Origin of the sequence: Lysinibacillus sp. BPa_S21, from assembly GCF_023337795.1 — a bacterium.
In the GTDB taxonomy this organism is placed as follows: Bacteria; Bacillota; Bacilli; order Bacillales_A; family Planococcaceae; genus Lysinibacillus.
Genome location: NZ_JALIRS010000003.1, coordinates 275,461 through 291,596, shown reverse-complemented (window position 1 = coordinate 291,596; position 16,136 = coordinate 275,461). Strand labels below are relative to the sequence as shown.

Here is a 16,136-nt window from a genome sequence, read left to right as displayed (position 1 = left end):
ATGGAATTTTTAAAACTAGAAAATATTCATCATAGCTATTTTTCGAATACGCAGGCAAAAGAGGTTTTACGTGATATTAGTTTAGATATTCGTAAAGGTGAGTTTGTTTCTTTTATAGGACCGAGTGGATGTGGGAAAACGACGCTATTATCAATTATTGCAGGATTATTTGCCTCTACAGAAGGCAAGGTATACATTGATGGTGAGGAAATTTCAACACACAATCAATCTCTAATTGGCTATATGCTTCAGCAAGATTATTTATTTCCTTGGAAAACGATCGAAGAAAATGTCACAATTGGTTTGAAAATCATGGAGCGAAGCAATAAGGCTCATAAAGTAACGGCAAATGCACTTTTGCAAGAAATTGGTTTACCGCATGTAGGGAACAATTATCCGAGAGAGTTATCTGGTGGCATGCGTCAACGGGTAGCACTTGCAAGAACATTAGCAGTAGAACCTAAAATTTTATTGCTAGATGAACCATTTTCGGCACTTGATTATCAGTCGAAATTAAAATTAGAGGACTTGGTTGTTGAAACGTTAAAGGCCTATCAAAAAACGGCAGTTCTAGTGACACATGATATTGGTGAAGCCATTTCGATGAGTGAACGAGTATTTCTATTTTCTGCAAATCCAGGTAAATTGCATAGAGTATTTGACATACCTTCAGAGTTACAAAAGCTTTCACCTTTTGATGTTCGACAGCATCCAGCATATTCAGAGGTATTCCAAACTATTTGGAAGGAGCTGGAGAGTCTTGGATAATACATTATTTAAACAATATCAGCAGATGCTAAAAAAAGAAAAGCGTTTTGTTCGAGTATATCAGCTTATTATCTTACTAGTATTTTTCGGTGGGTGGGAGCTTCTTTCAAGATTTGGATGGATTGACCGTTTAATTTTTAGTTCACCAACGCAAGTATGGCATACATTCGTAGAAAAAGTGAGTGACGGTACGTTAACATTGCACGTTGGTGTTACTTTAATAGAAACGATTATTGGCTTTATTGCCGGTACATTAATCGGTACATTAATAGCGATTGTCTTGTGGTGGTCGCCAATGATATCGAAGGTACTAGATCCATATTTAGTTATTTTAAACGCCATGCCGAAAGTTGCTTTAGGACCAATTTTAATAGTCGCGCTTGGTCCAGGTTATTTTTCAATCATAGCGATGGGGGCATTGATTTCAATCATTATTACAACCATCGTAGTTTATACAGCTTTTAAAGGAGTAGATCCAAACTACAGCAAGGTATTACAAACTTTTGGGGCAACAAGATGGCAAATATTTAGAGAAGTTATTTTACCAGCTTCATTTCCAACGATTATTTCTACTTTGAAAGTAAATGTAGGACTTTCCTGGGTAGGTGTCATAGTTGGGGAATTTTTAGTCGCTTCAAAAGGGCTTGGTTATTTAATTATTTATGGCTTCCAGGTGTTTAATTTTAATCTTGTGCTTATGTCACTACTCATCATCGCCTTTTTTGCGACGATTATGTATCAAGTTGTCGAGTTAATTGAAAAGGCGATTGTAAAAAATAATGGTTCACAATGATAAAAAATGCTATCGTAAAAATAAAATAGTATACTAGAACACCCCGTAAATGCTAGTGATTAAACTTACATTTACGGGGTGTTTATATGATGAATACTACAAAAACTGCATATTATCTTCAAGATGTTCTGTTTTAGAGATATGTTGAAAGAAACTATTCAAAAGTACGATAATAATTAGATTTACAAAATTTGTTTTTTAATATTTTGAAACGTGGATTATGCTTCGCCTAATGAGCAAAACCTTTGAAAAAGTCTCTAAATTTGAGTCTAACGTCTTTAGGAATTAAATATTTTACATGTTCATCTTAATGGGCTGTTTCATAATTACTAAATAATTTATAGATATTTAATATCCCATTTCCAACATGTTCTTTAGGTCCAATTCTAGAGGTTCCTTGATTATATAGCTTATTAATTGCTTTATTGGGTTGATTTTTAAAATTGTTTTGATCAATAATTAGGCCAAGAGCTCCTGCTACTTTTGGAGCGGCGTTAGAAGTACCTATAGAATATGAATAACCACCGTTTGAGGACGTGCTTAAGATGCTTTCTTCTTGAAACCAGCCTTCTTCTATCCAACGATTCTGACCATAAGTTTCTAATAATCTTGTATCTCCCCCATAAGATGCAATATCAACGAAGTTTTTTCCATAGTTAGAAAAATTTGATAGTTGATTTGTTGGGCCAACAGAGGAAACAGAGACTACATTAGGGAGTCCAGCAGGTATATCTAATAGAGAACCATTAATTTCACTATTATCTTTTGATAAAACTTCTTTCCAAAACTTATTAAGTGTATAAGAATCATTTAAATTTAGAGAATCATTACCTACAGCTGCGACTACGATACTTCCTTGTTTTTTAGCAAAATTAATTGCCTCTTTGTAAGCTTTTATTTCAGCTAAATGATTTATCTTTTCACCCTTTTCATTTGTTATTTGTCCTTGTACAAGGTATTCACCTAAACTAAGGTTAATAACATCCACATCATCTTTGGCTGCTTCAATAATCCCCTTAATAATCCAAATGGATTCGCTAGATCCCTTTCCAAAAACACGATATGATCTAATTCCTATTTGGGGGGCAACCCCTTTCATCATTCCATTTGCAGCTATTTGTCCTGCTACAAAGGTACCGTGACCAGTTAAATCTATTAAACGGTCACTTTCACCTGTTTCTTCGGTGTCTGTTTCATTAATACCGCCTTTAGGTACAAGATTAATTGATCCTTCAACAATATTGTTTTTTAAATCAGGATGTTCAGTGTTTATCCCCGAGTCAATAATTCCTATTATTGTTTTTTTGCTTCCCTGAGCGATTTCGTAGCTCTTACCATTTGATGTGGATAAAATCATATCCCATTGTAAGTGCCATAATGGCGGTTTGTTAGAATTGTCAGAGTTTATAGAATTGACGGGTTTTATATTAACGTCTTGAATTCGCGTTTGCTTTGTTTTTTGTTCCATGGACTCATTGTAAGAATCTATGTACTGATAATCTTTTAAAAAACCTTCTAACTTGCTAGGCTCTCCTATTAACTGATACATTCCTATTTCTTCAACAGAATACGCTAATTGTATTGAAGACTTTTCTATTTGTTCAAGGAAATCATTAGAATAGCTAGGGCTTCTTAAAAATACAGAATATTGCTTTTCGTATTCCTTTGCTAATCCGTTCTCATTTCCAATAATAATAATCCCAAAAAACAGAAATAAAATACTAGCCAGTTTTCTCATAATTATATACCTCCCTTTTTGTTGATAATATAACATTTAAACTAATATTTGTAAAATTAGTTTAAGTAAGGTAATATATGGAATGCGTTGTAAAAAAGTATTTACTTATCGAATTTCATAAGTTATGATATTGGTAAATAAATGGTAGGGGAGGTAATAAAAGGTAATTTTGACTCTAGAACTTAAATGAGTAAACAGATGTACAGTAAGTGAAGTAAGTAGGTTATGGGAAAGACTATAACACTTTAGATTATCTCTGACTCAATTGATTTAAGAAGGTGCATCAAGATGATAAAACTATAGGTTGTAAATTTATAGTCTAAATGTTTTTTCTTAAGTACTAGAAATAAATTAAGGAGATGAATGGAAAATGGAATGTAATTTAAAATTTGATGCAATTGGCGAGATAGACGAAGCGGAATTAAAATCATTATCGGGTGCAGGAGAAGTAAATCCTCGTAGTTCATGGGGATGTGTAATAGACGTGACAATCTGGACTATCACTGACTCGATGAATTCATGTCCGTCTACAGCATGCTCAACAAGATGTGGTAAATAAAACGGAGAACATTTCTTAAAAATTATTCAATAATTAAAAAAGGAGATGAATAAAAGATGGAGTCTAATTTAAAGTTTGATGCAATTGGTGAGATAAATGAAGAGGAATTGAAATCATTATCGGGTGCTGGGGAAGTGAATCCTCGTAGTTCATGGGGATGTGTAGTCCAAGTGACAATCTATACGATCTCTGACTCGATGAATTCATGTCCGTCTACAGCATGCTCAACAAGATGTGGTAAATAAAACGTAGAATCATTTCTTAAAAATAATTCAGTAATTAAAAAAGGAGATGATTAAAGATGGAGTATAATTTAAAGTTTGATGCAATTGGTGAGATAAATGAAGAGGAATTGAAATCATTATCGGGTGCTGGGGAAGTGAATCCTCGTAGTTCATGGGGATGTGTAGTCCAAGTGACAATCTATACGATCTCTGACTCGATGAATTCATGTCCGTCTACAGCATGCTCAACAAGATGTTAATTTAATTTAAAGGGGGATCTTAAGTGTTAAAAATGAATGGGGACATCAACCAATTAAAATTAAATAAAGCAAACTACCTTTTTGAAAGAACACCCAATCATTTGAGTTCTGTAGAGATTGGATCATCAATTTTGAATTGGATGGAACAAACGGAACTAGGATTTGATGAATTCAAGGAAAGACTTATGCATAAAAAAATAGACTTCAATAATTTTGTTAAAATCATTAACGACCAAGATCCCCAACATTCTCAACAAATTTGGTGTGAGCTCTTTAAAAATATTTTTTCTTCTATCGATAATGAAGATTTTGAGAATATGGATGCATCATTAGGCTTTGGGATACCGATTATTCCATTTACTCGATACTTCAGAAAAAAATTAGAGGAGACGATAAGTGTAAGAGTTAAAGAGTATAGCAATTGGAACAGTGTACTCGATGGGTTAGAAGCAAATTTATATCAAGAATTAAAAACAGTTTCTTGTAAATTGTTTATATCTGATTTTTCTAACAAAAAAGAAATGATTGGAAATAATTCGGAAGAGAATCTGTTAAATACCTATATACGTGATTTTTTAAAATCAAAGATATATCTAACAAAAGTTTTCGAAAACTTCCCAGTTTTAACTCGATTATTAACAGAAATTACTGATCGATATTCTAAAAACTGTATTCTTTTATTAGAAAGATTTGCTTGTGATTATTTAGACATCAACAACACTATGGGAATTGGTAAAGAATACCCAAAACTAAAGGGGATATCACTTGGTGAAGGGGATACACATAAGGGTGGACAAACAGTAGCGATTTTCACCTTTGATAACGAGAATAAAGTAGTTTATAAACCAAGATCTTTAGATATAGATATTCAATATAACTCCTTTTTAGAGTGGGTTAATAACCATTCAACAATTAAACATCATCTACGTAAAATAATCACTATTGATCGAGAAACTTATGGATGGCAAGAATTTATTGAACATGCGGAATGCGAAAGTCTTCAAGATATAGAAAAATATTATTATAGAGTAGGTATTTTAATAGGGGTTTTTCATTTATTTGGTACTACTGATATGCATTATGAAAATCTTATTTCATCTGGGGAACATCCAAATATTATTGATTTAGAGACTTTATTTGCAAATCATATTAATGGCTCAGAAAGTTTTAAGTTTCCTATGGATCAACTTTTAGATTCAGTGCTTAAATCAGGATTATTACCAACAGGTCAACTATTTAGAAGTAATATAGATTTTGATTTAAGTGCCATCACAGGAATCCCAAATCAAAAATCAGATAACATGAAAGGATGGGTTCTTGTAGATGATAATTCAGACCAAGTGAAATTTGAAAATGTTAGTTTTATAACAACAGAAAGTAAGCATCTTGTTTTCAATCAAGGAGTGCTTATTGACCCTCGTGAATACATAGAATTTATTAATAGAGGATTAAAAGATATCTATATGGTATTTCTTGAGAACAAGGAAGAGCTAACTAATGTTCTAACAAAGTTATTCTCTAAGTGCGAGTGTCGAACAATACTACGTCCTACTTATATTTATGCCCGTTTTTTAGTTGCATCATATCACCCAAAGTATTTAAAAGATGGGTTAGATCGGGAAAAGTTGTTGGAAATGCTTTGGAATATGGTGAAAACGGAACCAAAGTTCGAAGGGATTGTAGATTTTGAAATAAATGAAATTTTGAATCACGATATCCCATTTTTTACATTTCGGATGAATTCAACTAGTATTTTTTCTAGTAACGGTGATGAAATCATCAATATTTTTAGAGAGACAAGCTTAAATAGGTTAATAATGAAATTACAAAATTTAAATCATGAGGATTTAAAACGACAATTACAATATACTGAATTAATGCTTGAAAGTAATCATATAGCTACAATGGAATCTTCTGAAGTAGAAGCACTTGAATATAAAATAAATATTCCTTCTTATCAAACAAATAATATTCATTTGGAAAAAGCTATCGAAATTGGTGATTATCTCATTAATCATGCTATTGGTAATAAATCAGACGGTCCTGTCACATGGATTGGAATGGATACAAATCCAGAAACTAATCGATTAAATCTTAAAATATTAGATCCAACTCTATATAACGGTGTTTTAGGAATTTCCCTTTTTTTAGCTCAACTTGGAAAGATAACAGGGAAAGAGATTTATACAGACTACGCTCGACGCGCTACTGTATATGTAATAGATATCATTGAAGAATTTGGAAATTCCCTACCGCCTTCAATGTATAGCGGATTAGGATCTGTTCCATATACATTACACTATCTTGGAGAGATATGGGACGATAAGTTTTTATTCGATAAAGGGTCTGAATATTTAAACGAAATCAACCAGCTGGATTTTACTTCTGAAGATGTTATTGATTTTCTAGGTGGGATAGCCGGATTTATTACTTATTATATAGAACTTTATAAATTAAATAATAATGAAGAGTTACTATACAAGATTAATGAATTGTGCACGATACTAATACAAAAATTACAAGAACAAGAAATTAAAATAAAAGATAATACTTTCCTTACAGGTTTTGCACATGGAACTTCAGGTATCATCTATTCATTATCACAAGCTAATAAATACATTCCTAACGCATTAGTGTCAAATTGGGTTAACAAGTTAATCCAATATGAAGATACTCATTATAATTCATTACAATTAAATTGGGCAGATTTAAGAGATAATGCGACAGATATTTGGAATTCTTATTATTGGTGTCATGGAGCACCAGGAGTATTACTTAATCGTTCAATTATGTCAAAGAACTTCGAAAAAAATGAAGTAATTCCAGTGAATATCAGTGATATTGTTGAATCTTTCTATACTCAGGAGAATTTTGACAATAGGATTTGTCTGTGTCACGGGGCTTTTGGAAATGTAGATATTATCTATTCGGTCTCGGAGAATTTAGGTAATAAATATATGCAAGAGCACTGTTTGAATCATTCAAATAGTTTGTTACAGGATGTAGAAGTCCTGGGTAAAATTGAGGGGATGAAAAAGAGCGGATTAATTGGCCTATTTACTGGTATTACAGGGGTAGGATACTCCTTATTAAGACTAATTGATAGAACAGTACCTAACATTCTTACATTAGAATTACCCAAGAGGGTGGAATAAATGAAAAAGGTTCCTTATATAGAGCAAATGAGCCAAACTGAATGTGGTATAGCTTGTTTGGCAATGATAGCTGCTTATTATAAATGTAATATTCCATTATATGAATTAAGGGAAAAGTTAGGTAACGGTCGGGATGGAAATACTTTATATGATTTGTATCAAGTTGCTAAAGAATACAAATTTGAAACTAAATGTTTAAAAGCTTCCGTTAATAATATTTCTCAAGTTGATTTACCGGTAATTATATTTTGGGAACATAAACATTATGTTGTATTAGAAAAAATAAAAAATAACCATTTCTATATAATAGATCCTTCTTTTGGTAGAAAAAAAGTGGATCAAATAGAGTTCGAAGAGAAATTTTCAGAGTACATTCTTCTATTATGTCCCGGAGAGTCTTTCCAAAAAAGAAAAGAAGAAAGTTTATGGAAGCCTTATTTAAAACTGCTTACTTTAAGACCGAGCATAATGTTTGGGTTACTGGGTATAAGTTTAATCTTGCAATTATTTGTACTCATTACACCTATATTAACCCAGAAGTTGGTTGATAACCTAGCTGGTAAAAATGGGGATATTTCGATAATCCTTGTAGGGATTATTCTCTCTTTTATTTCTTATTTTATATTTAATTTACTGAAGAGTGAAGTTTCTCTTAGGCTATTTAAATTCTTAGACTTTACTATGTCATGGGATTTCTTTAAACATTTACTCGACTTGCCTTATAGCTTTTATCAAGTAAGACAATCCGGAGATTTATTATATAGATTCTCTAATTTAAGAGCCATTCGATCTATTTTATCTAACCAAATTATGAAGAATATTTTAGATTTGTTCCTTCTTATCTTTATAGTTGGTTATATGTTTTATAAATCTTTCATATTATCTTTGTGGATCATTGGGCTTTCAATAATTATATATTTAGTTGTATTAGGATTAAGGCCGTTAATACATGAATTAAATAGAAGTGAACTGTTAAAGGACACAAATCTCTATTCTTTTCAAACAGAATCAATTCTAGGAATCTTAAATATAAAAACTTCAGGATCTGAAAAGCAAATACAAGATAGATGGAAAAAGTTTTATTTGGAGTTTGCGAATGCATTTGTGAAAAAGGAAAGAGTATTTAATTTTATGACCTCGTTTACAGGGTCTTTGACATATTTTGCACCTTTACTAATTCTTTGGATTGGTTCCCATAGTGTATTGAATGGAACATTAAGTATGGGAGAATTAATTGCATTCCAAACAATATCAACTTTTTTTATATCCACTTCTAATTCTTTCATAATGTCGATAGACTCATTTTTTCAACTAAAGGTATACTTGCGAAGAATTAGAGATGTAATGGATACTCCTACGGAATCATCTGACGATGGGAAAGAAAAAATTGATTTATTAGGAAATATATATTTGGAAAATGTAGACTTTTCGTACACTGAACAAGGTGATTCAATAATTCAGAATATATCTCTTCAAATTGAAGCTGGTCAAAAGGTAGCTATTGTAGGTCCTTCAGGGTCTGGAAAAAGTACATTAGCAAAAATAATTGTTGGACTTCATAAACCGATAAAGGGTGAAATCTTTTTTGAAAATATGCCCTTATCAAAACTTAATAAATCTTATTTACGTAGACAGATGGGAATCGTTACTCAAGATCCATTCCTGTTTAATCAATCAATTGCTGACAATATTAAACTTAATAGAGATGAGATTAATAACTATCATGTTGCCAATGCGGCTTCTATAGCACAAATTCATGATGAAATTATGAAAATGCCAATGAATTATGAGACTATCATTTCAGAAATGGGTCAGAATATTTCTGGAGGACAAAGACAAAGAATAGCACTTGCTCGATCATTAGTAAACCAGCCCAGAGTCTTAGTTTTAGATGAAGCAACAAACGCCTTAGATAGTCTAAACGAGAAAAGAATTGATGAATATCTTTCAGAAATTAAATGTACACGAATAATTATTGCACATCGATTATCATCAATTGTTGATGCAGACCAGATTGTTGTTATGGAAGATGGGAAAATAATAGGTATTGGAAAACATGAGGAATTGATAATCGAAAATGAATTTTATAAAAAATTATACGATACGAATAGTCAGTTAGACTTGAAAGGAGGTGAGAAATATGAAGAAATCGATGGTGACAGAGTGGAAGAACCCTTATATTCGAAGCAACAATATTGAAGGGTTCCCAATTGAAAATCCTGTACAAGAATTATCTGAAATGGACATGCTAAATGTCAATGGAGGAGTTCAAGAACGTTGGGCTGAAACGATTTTAACAAGCTTAGCATGTGCAGCTGCTAGTTATATCCTTGGTAATCCTGGCCACGTATGTACTCTGACAGTGGAGTGTCAGAAAAAATGTAACTAATTTATATTTTCAACCTAAAGAGAAAGGTTTTTCCTTTCTCTTTTTATTAGACTATGATGAACGGAGCGATAATATGCCAAACCTTTGTTTATATAGATCATATACAATTGAGGAAAGGAAAAAGTCGGAAACAAAATCTGAAAAAGAAAATTTGAATTTGGCAATTAATTTTTGGAACAACATAACTAATACTGAAAAGCCTCAAGACATAGAACATATGTTAAAAGACATGTACAAAATTGACTTAGATGATTTAAGTTGTATATTTGATACTGATAAATATAACAGTGATTTTTTGAATCATGAAAGTTGGACCCAATTTTTAAGTAATTTTATTTTAAAACCTAATAAAGTGAACGATAATTTATTTACCTCATTAAATAATTACCCGTTTTTTATGTTTTTTAAACCATTTTTAATAGGTTTTGTTAGTGAGTTTAATTCATTTAGTGAAAGAAACTCAATTAAATTAACCGATACAGCTTTACAAGAAATTCTTCTTCATTTATATCAGCTATTATTTAATATTGCTCATAAAACCTTAATACTCGAAATAAATACACTTCGACTAAAGGGAGAATTGGTAGGTGCAACATCACAGGAAAGATATAATTATTATCATACATATATTCTAAATGATAAAGAATACTTGTTTTCATTAATAAATGAATATCCCGTATTATTTAGGCTATTAATAACTAAAGTTTTAAATACAAAGAATTTTCTTAAAGAACTATTAATGAGAGTACAAAAAGATAAATATGAAATAAAAAGTTTATTTGATGTTGATATTCCGATTAAAGAGATACATCATATAAATTTAGGATCTGGTGATTCTCATAATAATGGAAAAACAGTTTGTGTTATAACATTTAGTGAGGGCAGACGTCTTGTATATAAGCCACGTTCATTAGAATTAGATGAAAAGTTCCAAAACTTTTTAAAATGGTATAACGATAAAAATGATACAAGTACAAAATTAGTACCATTTAGACTTATAAATAAAAAAGATTATGGTTGGGTCGAATTTATTGAAAACAGTAAGTGCATTAATAATGATGAAGTTTGTGCATTTTACCATCGTCTAGGACAATTGCTTGCAATTGTACATATATTTAATGCTACAGATTTTCATTATGAGAATATAATTGCATCCGGTGAATACCCATTTTTAATTGATTTAGAATCTCTATTTCATCATACAATAATGCCGGATCACCATGATTCTCAAAGTCCAGTTATTAATAAAGCTCTTAGAATTGTGCGGGATTCTGTTGTTTCTACAGGTGTACTTCCTTCAACAGCTAATATTAACTTGAATAAAAAAACTATCTTTGATTTAAGTGGGATAAGTGATGCAGATAATCAAATAACTCCATTTAAAGAAGGATTTGTGAAAAAAATTAATTCAGATGAAATTAGAATAGAAAAAGAAACCTTTAAAATTAAAGGAGGGTCGAATTTACCTAGGTTGGAAGGAAAAGATATATTTATTCTTGACTATCTTCCTAACTTTTCTGAGGGATTTGAGTGTGCATACACATTTTTTTACAATAATAAAAAAGGACTTATAGAAATTTTAGATGGCTTTTCAAACGTAGAGGTTCGAAAAATATTTCGTGATACGATGAAATACAATAAACTTTTAAATATGAGTTACCACCCAGACTTTTTAAGGAATCAGATTGATCGAGAGATTTTATTATCTCGATTGTGGGTTGAAAGCAAGAATGAGGAGAGTATAAAAAAGATTGTTCCTTATGAAATTAGAGATTTAGTGGAAGGAGATATTCCTTACTTTTCTTCTAGCCCTGGAAGTTATAATATTGTAACTTCTGATGGAACTAAACACATTCCTCTTTATTACAAAAGTGGTATGGATTTATGTAAAGAAAAAATCGGCAAATTGAACAAAGAAGATTGTCTCTATCAATTGGAAATAATACACTCTACAATATCTGCTGTTTATTCTAAAACTGATCTTAACTTAGTGGCTCTTAATAATAACGATGATCAAGATCCTAATGATTTAATATTCAAAGTAAAAGTTATTGGAGATTTAATAATTGAAAAAGCAATAAAAACTGGCGAAGGTATGGAATTAGAGTATTGTTGGACTTCTATGGTTCTTGACGGTAATGATGAAACTAATTGGAAATACTCTATTACAGGACCGGGTTTGTATGATGGTAATACTGGAATAGCACTGTTTTTCTGTTATTTATGGAAAATTACTGGGGATGAAAAATATAAAAAGGCAGCAGTTGCAACTATTACACCAGTAAGAAAACTAATGACAGAGTTAAACAATAGGGATGATATTAGTATAGGGGCGTTTATAGGAATAGGCGGTATCTTGTATACATTACACCATCTTGGAGAAGTATTGGATAATCCTGTATTTATTGAAGAAGCCCTTGCATACAGTAAGAAGCTCCCAAAATCTATCAAGAATGATCAATTATATGATGTAATAGGTGGTAGCGCTGGTTTACTGCATGTCATTATTAATTTATATGAGCATACGCATCAAGAATTTTTATTAGAGATTGCAAAAATGCTAGCTGATCATTTAGTTGAATCCGCAGAGCCTATCAAGAATGGTGTTGCATGGCTTCAGCCCTTTAAAAAGAGCGATGAAGCCTATATTGGATTTTCACATGGTAATGCTGGAATTATATCAGCATTAGCGCGATTTAATAAGTATGGTAATAATAATGAAATAGTTGAGTGTATAAAAAAGGGTCTAACCTATGAAAATTTTTATTATAATCCAGATAAGAAAAATTGGTTTAGTAAACATTTAGATTCTTATCCAATCGCTTGGTGCCATGGGGCTCCGGGAATTTTATTATCTCGAGCTATGTTATTAAGGGAGAATATTCATGAAGTCTGTGGGGACATAAAAAATTCTCTAGATTTCCTTTCCGAAGAAATTGGTGGAGATAATTATTCTCTTTGTCATGGTCAATTAGGTAATTTAGATATTTTATTATATGTTAGGAAATTGTTACCTGAATATTTTGTAGAATATGATTCTATCATAAATGATGTATATCAAAAAATTTGTTTGGAAAAGAATTTTAAAGCTGATTTGAATACAGTTGGAATAATGAATGGAATAAGTAGTATAGGGTACGGTTTATTACGATTAATTAATTCAGATTCTATTCCTTCTGTTTTAGCGCTTGAACCTCCTAGGTAGTAAAGCAATTTCATACCTATATAATCTTTTCGTTTTAGGCTTCCCTCGAAAATTTTCATACTAATGGTCTGAATTCGGCATTGTACCAGAATCAGACCTTAATCTTTTCATTCTATTGGCCTTAATTTAATATGTTAAAGGATTGTGCGTTGTCATGATTGTATTGTTCCTTTTACGAAGGAATAAAATTTTTTTAATACGCAACATTTTAATGGTTCGCTCCTATTTTAATAAGGGGCGCTTTTTTTTTACAAAAAGTAAAAAATAGTTGTCATTATGGAAAAAATATTTTATACTTGCTTTATAGAAATGTAAAGGAGTGGATTTTTTGGAAACTGTTTTACAAATACGAAATCTTACTAAGAAAGTTAATAAAAAAGTTCTTTTGGAGGATATTAATTTAGATTTATTTAAAGGAGAAATCCTAGGTTTAATTGGTCCTAATGGGGCAGGAAAGTCAACAACTCTTAAAACAATATTAGGTTTAGCCTCGGCTTCTGATGGAAGTATTATTCCTAAAAATTCTTTATCAAATAATAGGAGAGCTTGGTTAGGCGAAGTTGGTTGTATTGTGGAAAATCCCTCGTTTTATGAATATATGAGTGGCTATGATAATTTGTGGATGCTATCAAAACTTTATGGAAAAAGGACGAAAAAAGAAATTTTGGAAATAGCTGAACTTGTAAAATTGACTTCAGCGATTCATAAAAAGGTCAGCACTTATTCGCTAGGGATGAAACAAAGATTAGGGGTTGCTCAATCTCTTATACACAATCCTCAAATTTTAATTTTAGATGAACCGACAAATGGTTTAGATCCTCAAGGAGTTATTGATCTTAGAAATTTATTGATCTCTTTGGCAAAAGAAAAAAATTTATCTATATTAATTTCTAGTCATCAATTATCGGAATTAGATTTATTATGTGATCGCTTTGTATTTATTAACAACGGCAGAATAGTGCAAGTTCAATCAAAACATCAATGTGAAAATAAAAAAATTAGTTATACAATTTTGGTTCAACCTCTACAAAAAGCGTTGGATTTAATTAATGAAAAATTTCCTCATACGAATCCTACAATAAAGGATCAAAAGTTAATTGTTCAATTATTAGAGATCGACATTTCTGAAATAACAAAGTTTTTAATTTCCAATGATTTGAATTTATCTGAGGTTTATGTGAATGACGAATCGCTAGAAGAAACATATTTAAAATTAATAAAGGAAGGGTGAATGAATTAGATGACTCTTATAAAATTAGAACTTTATAAAATTATAAAAAAGAAATTTATAATGATATTTTTAGGTTTCCTTACTTTAATTGTTATAGGAGCCGCTGTTTACAACGTTTTCCAAATTCAGGAGTCAAACCAAGTGAATGATTGGAAAAGTGAATTAGAAAGTCGAAATATTCGTTTAGCAGAGGCTAATGAAAATCTTGCTGAAACATCACTTGCCTATGTAAGTAATAAAGAAAAAATTATATTAAATGAATATCGTATAGAAAATAATATAAAACCTGATCAAGAGCAAAATGTATGGACTTTTATAAAAAGCATTCAACCTTTATTATCGTTTTTAGGAATATTGACAGTTATGATTGCGTCCAGTATAGTTTCAGAAGAATTTGATAAAGGTACTGTTAAAATATGGCTGACAAGACCTATTTCCAAGAATGCGTTCCTTTTTTCAAAATACATGGCAGTTGTCATGTCTAACTTTTTAGCTGTGTTTTTTCTTTTGTTAATAGCCTTTTTAGTGGGAATAGTGTTCTTTGGTTTTGATGGACCTAAAGAACTTTTAATCATAAACAATAATAATGTTGACCAAGTGGAATATTGGTACTACATGTTACGTTATTATCTGTTTACAGCAATTGATTTAAGCATTTTTTGTACACTTGCTTATACATTGTCTGCTTTAATAAGAAATACCTATATTTCACTTGGATTAACTCTATTCGCTTATTTTACTGGTAATATTGCTACAAGAATTATTGGAATGAAATTTAGCTGGGCAAAGTTTATTCTATTCGCAAATACCGATTTTAATGTTTATGTTGATGGAACAGAAGTAATTGCTGGTATGACTCCTTTATTTTCAGCCATAATCGTATTGTTATATATATTCTTATTTTTGAGTATAACTTTCCTTGTTTTTAACAGAAGAGACTTATCTTTCTAGATAAGGGTTTATTGTTAACTTTAAATAGTTTTAGCATTAAGCCAAGTTTGAATTTCAGAGTAGGAAACTAAAAATTCCGTGATTTATGTGTTTAGTTGAATGAATCACCTGACTTCATACTATTAGATAAAGATAGCTTAGCATTAGAGGATCTAAAGCGCCTGTTGACGAAAAAAAAGTAATTTTTTTTTGACAAAAAGTTAAAAAAATGTTACCGTTTTTGTATTGAAATGGGGGGTGTTTGTTTTGCAAACAGAACTTACTAATACACTTCATATTCTTAGAGCTAAAAAAAAATGGTCACAAAAAGAGGTAGCTGAGAGATTGGGTGTAAGCAGACAAACAATAAATTCAATTGAGGCTAATAAGTATAGCCCTTCCTTAGTTTTAGCCTTTAAAATTGCCAAATTGTTTGATGTGGATATTAATGAAGTCTTCCAATATGATGTTTTGAGAGAGGAGAATGAATAAATGTATATGGTTGTCCTGACTCCTTTAGCTCTTCTTTTTTGGGGAGCAAGTATATTGTATTTCCGATTTGTCCTGCCTAAAGAAAAAGATGAGCGAATGGATATAATCTTTAAAGCAGCTTATAAAAATGCTTATTCTTTACTTTTAATTGGGATTGCTTTTCTTTTTTTAATAACTAAATTTTCTGCAATGAATGTAGATTTTGAAAATTTCAAAAATTATATTTTGATAATATTATTGATATCATCTGTAGCATTTGTGAGCACGGTTGTTTATCTAAATAAAAAAATGTAATTTAAAGAAAATCCAACTAGGGTATTATACCTATAAACGGTTAGAATCTGCTATTGAGAAATTCGTAAGCCTCCTAGATGCTAATACTGTAATTCAAG

At 30.9% G+C, this 16,136-nt stretch carries 14 protein-coding genes; 13 read left to right on the top strand and 1 reads right to left on the bottom strand.

Annotated features, from left to right (window positions below):
- The gene (locus MOK21_RS07295) at positions 1 to 768 is read left to right on the top strand and encodes an ABC transporter ATP-binding protein (RefSeq protein ID WP_249073279.1); all 768 of its coding nucleotides are present in this window, start codon (positions 1 to 3) and stop codon (positions 766 to 768) included.
- Complete coding sequence (locus tag MOK21_RS07290) at positions 761 to 1,561, top strand: ABC transporter permease (RefSeq protein ID WP_249073278.1); 801 nt, start codon at positions 761 to 763, stop codon at positions 1,559 to 1,561. Before MOK21_RS07295 ends, MOK21_RS07290 begins: the two co-directional genes overlap by 8 nt.
- A 307-nt stretch (positions 1,562 to 1,868) precedes the next feature.
- Here MOK21_RS07290 and MOK21_RS07285 read toward each other — a convergent pair whose 3' ends face one another.
- A complete protein-coding gene (locus tag MOK21_RS07285) occupies positions 1,869 to 3,299 on the bottom strand; it encodes a S8 family peptidase (protein ID WP_249073277.1) in 1,431 nt (476 codons plus the stop codon).
- A gap of 370 nt (positions 3,300 to 3,669) precedes the next feature.
- On the opposite strand from MOK21_RS07285, the gene MOK21_RS07280 reads away from it, so the two are divergent.
- The 11 genes from MOK21_RS07280 (at position 3,670) to MOK21_RS07230 (ending at position 16,038) form a co-directional block, all read left to right on the top strand.
- Entirely contained in the window at positions 3,670 to 3,858 is a 189-nt protein-coding gene (locus MOK21_RS07280; RefSeq protein ID WP_249073276.1) for a class II lanthipeptide, LchA2/BrtA2 family, read from the top strand.
- Positions 3,859 to 3,914: 56 nt separating this feature from the next.
- Positions 3,915 to 4,103, top strand: a complete 189-nt coding sequence (locus tag MOK21_RS07275) for a class II lanthipeptide, LchA2/BrtA2 family (RefSeq protein WP_249073275.1) — start codon at positions 3,915 to 3,917, stop codon at positions 4,101 to 4,103.
- Positions 4,104 to 4,159: 56 nt separating this feature from the next.
- On the top strand, positions 4,160 to 4,342 hold the full coding sequence (locus MOK21_RS07270) for a class II lanthipeptide, LchA2/BrtA2 family (RefSeq protein WP_249073274.1): 183 nt from the start codon (positions 4,160 to 4,162) through the stop codon (positions 4,340 to 4,342).
- Between the two features lie 32 nt (positions 4,343 to 4,374).
- On the top strand, positions 4,375 to 7,497 hold the full coding sequence (locus MOK21_RS07265; protein WP_249073499.1) for a type 2 lanthipeptide synthetase LanM family protein: 3,123 nt from the start codon (positions 4,375 to 4,377) through the stop codon (positions 7,495 to 7,497).
- Positions 7,498 to 9,696 carry a peptidase domain-containing ABC transporter gene (locus tag MOK21_RS07260; protein ID WP_249073273.1) on the top strand — a complete coding sequence of 733 codons (2,199 nt, stop codon included), beginning with the start codon at positions 7,498 to 7,500 and terminating at the stop codon, positions 9,694 to 9,696. It abuts the gene before it with no gap.
- Positions 9,638 to 9,886: a plantaricin C family lantibiotic gene (locus tag MOK21_RS07255; protein ID WP_249073272.1), complete on the top strand. Its 249-nt coding sequence runs from the start codon at positions 9,638 to 9,640 to the stop codon at positions 9,884 to 9,886. Before MOK21_RS07260 ends, MOK21_RS07255 begins: the two co-directional genes overlap by 59 nt.
- 73 nt (positions 9,887 to 9,959) lie before the next feature.
- Entirely contained in the window at positions 9,960 to 13,091 is a 3,132-nt protein-coding gene (locus tag MOK21_RS07250; RefSeq protein WP_249073271.1) for a type 2 lanthipeptide synthetase LanM family protein, read from the top strand.
- A 328-nt stretch (positions 13,092 to 13,419) separates the two neighbouring features.
- Positions 13,420 to 14,322 (top strand): ABC transporter ATP-binding protein, encoded by a 903-nt coding sequence (locus tag MOK21_RS07245; RefSeq protein ID WP_249073270.1) that lies wholly within the window; start codon positions 13,420 to 13,422, stop codon positions 14,320 to 14,322.
- Positions 14,323 to 14,331: 9 nt separating this feature from the next.
- Positions 14,332 to 15,273 (top strand): ABC transporter permease, encoded by a 942-nt coding sequence (locus MOK21_RS07240; protein WP_249073269.1) that lies wholly within the window; start codon positions 14,332 to 14,334, stop codon positions 15,271 to 15,273.
- A gap of 246 nt (positions 15,274 to 15,519) precedes the next feature.
- The gene (locus MOK21_RS07235; RefSeq protein ID WP_249073268.1) at positions 15,520 to 15,744 is read left to right on the top strand and encodes a helix-turn-helix transcriptional regulator; all 225 of its coding nucleotides are present in this window, start codon (positions 15,520 to 15,522) and stop codon (positions 15,742 to 15,744) included.
- Positions 15,745 to 16,038, top strand: coding sequence for a hypothetical protein (locus MOK21_RS07230; RefSeq protein ID WP_249073267.1), 294 nt, complete (start codon positions 15,745 to 15,747; stop codon positions 16,036 to 16,038). It abuts the gene before it with no gap.
- Positions 16,039 to 16,136 lie beyond the last annotated feature (98 nt).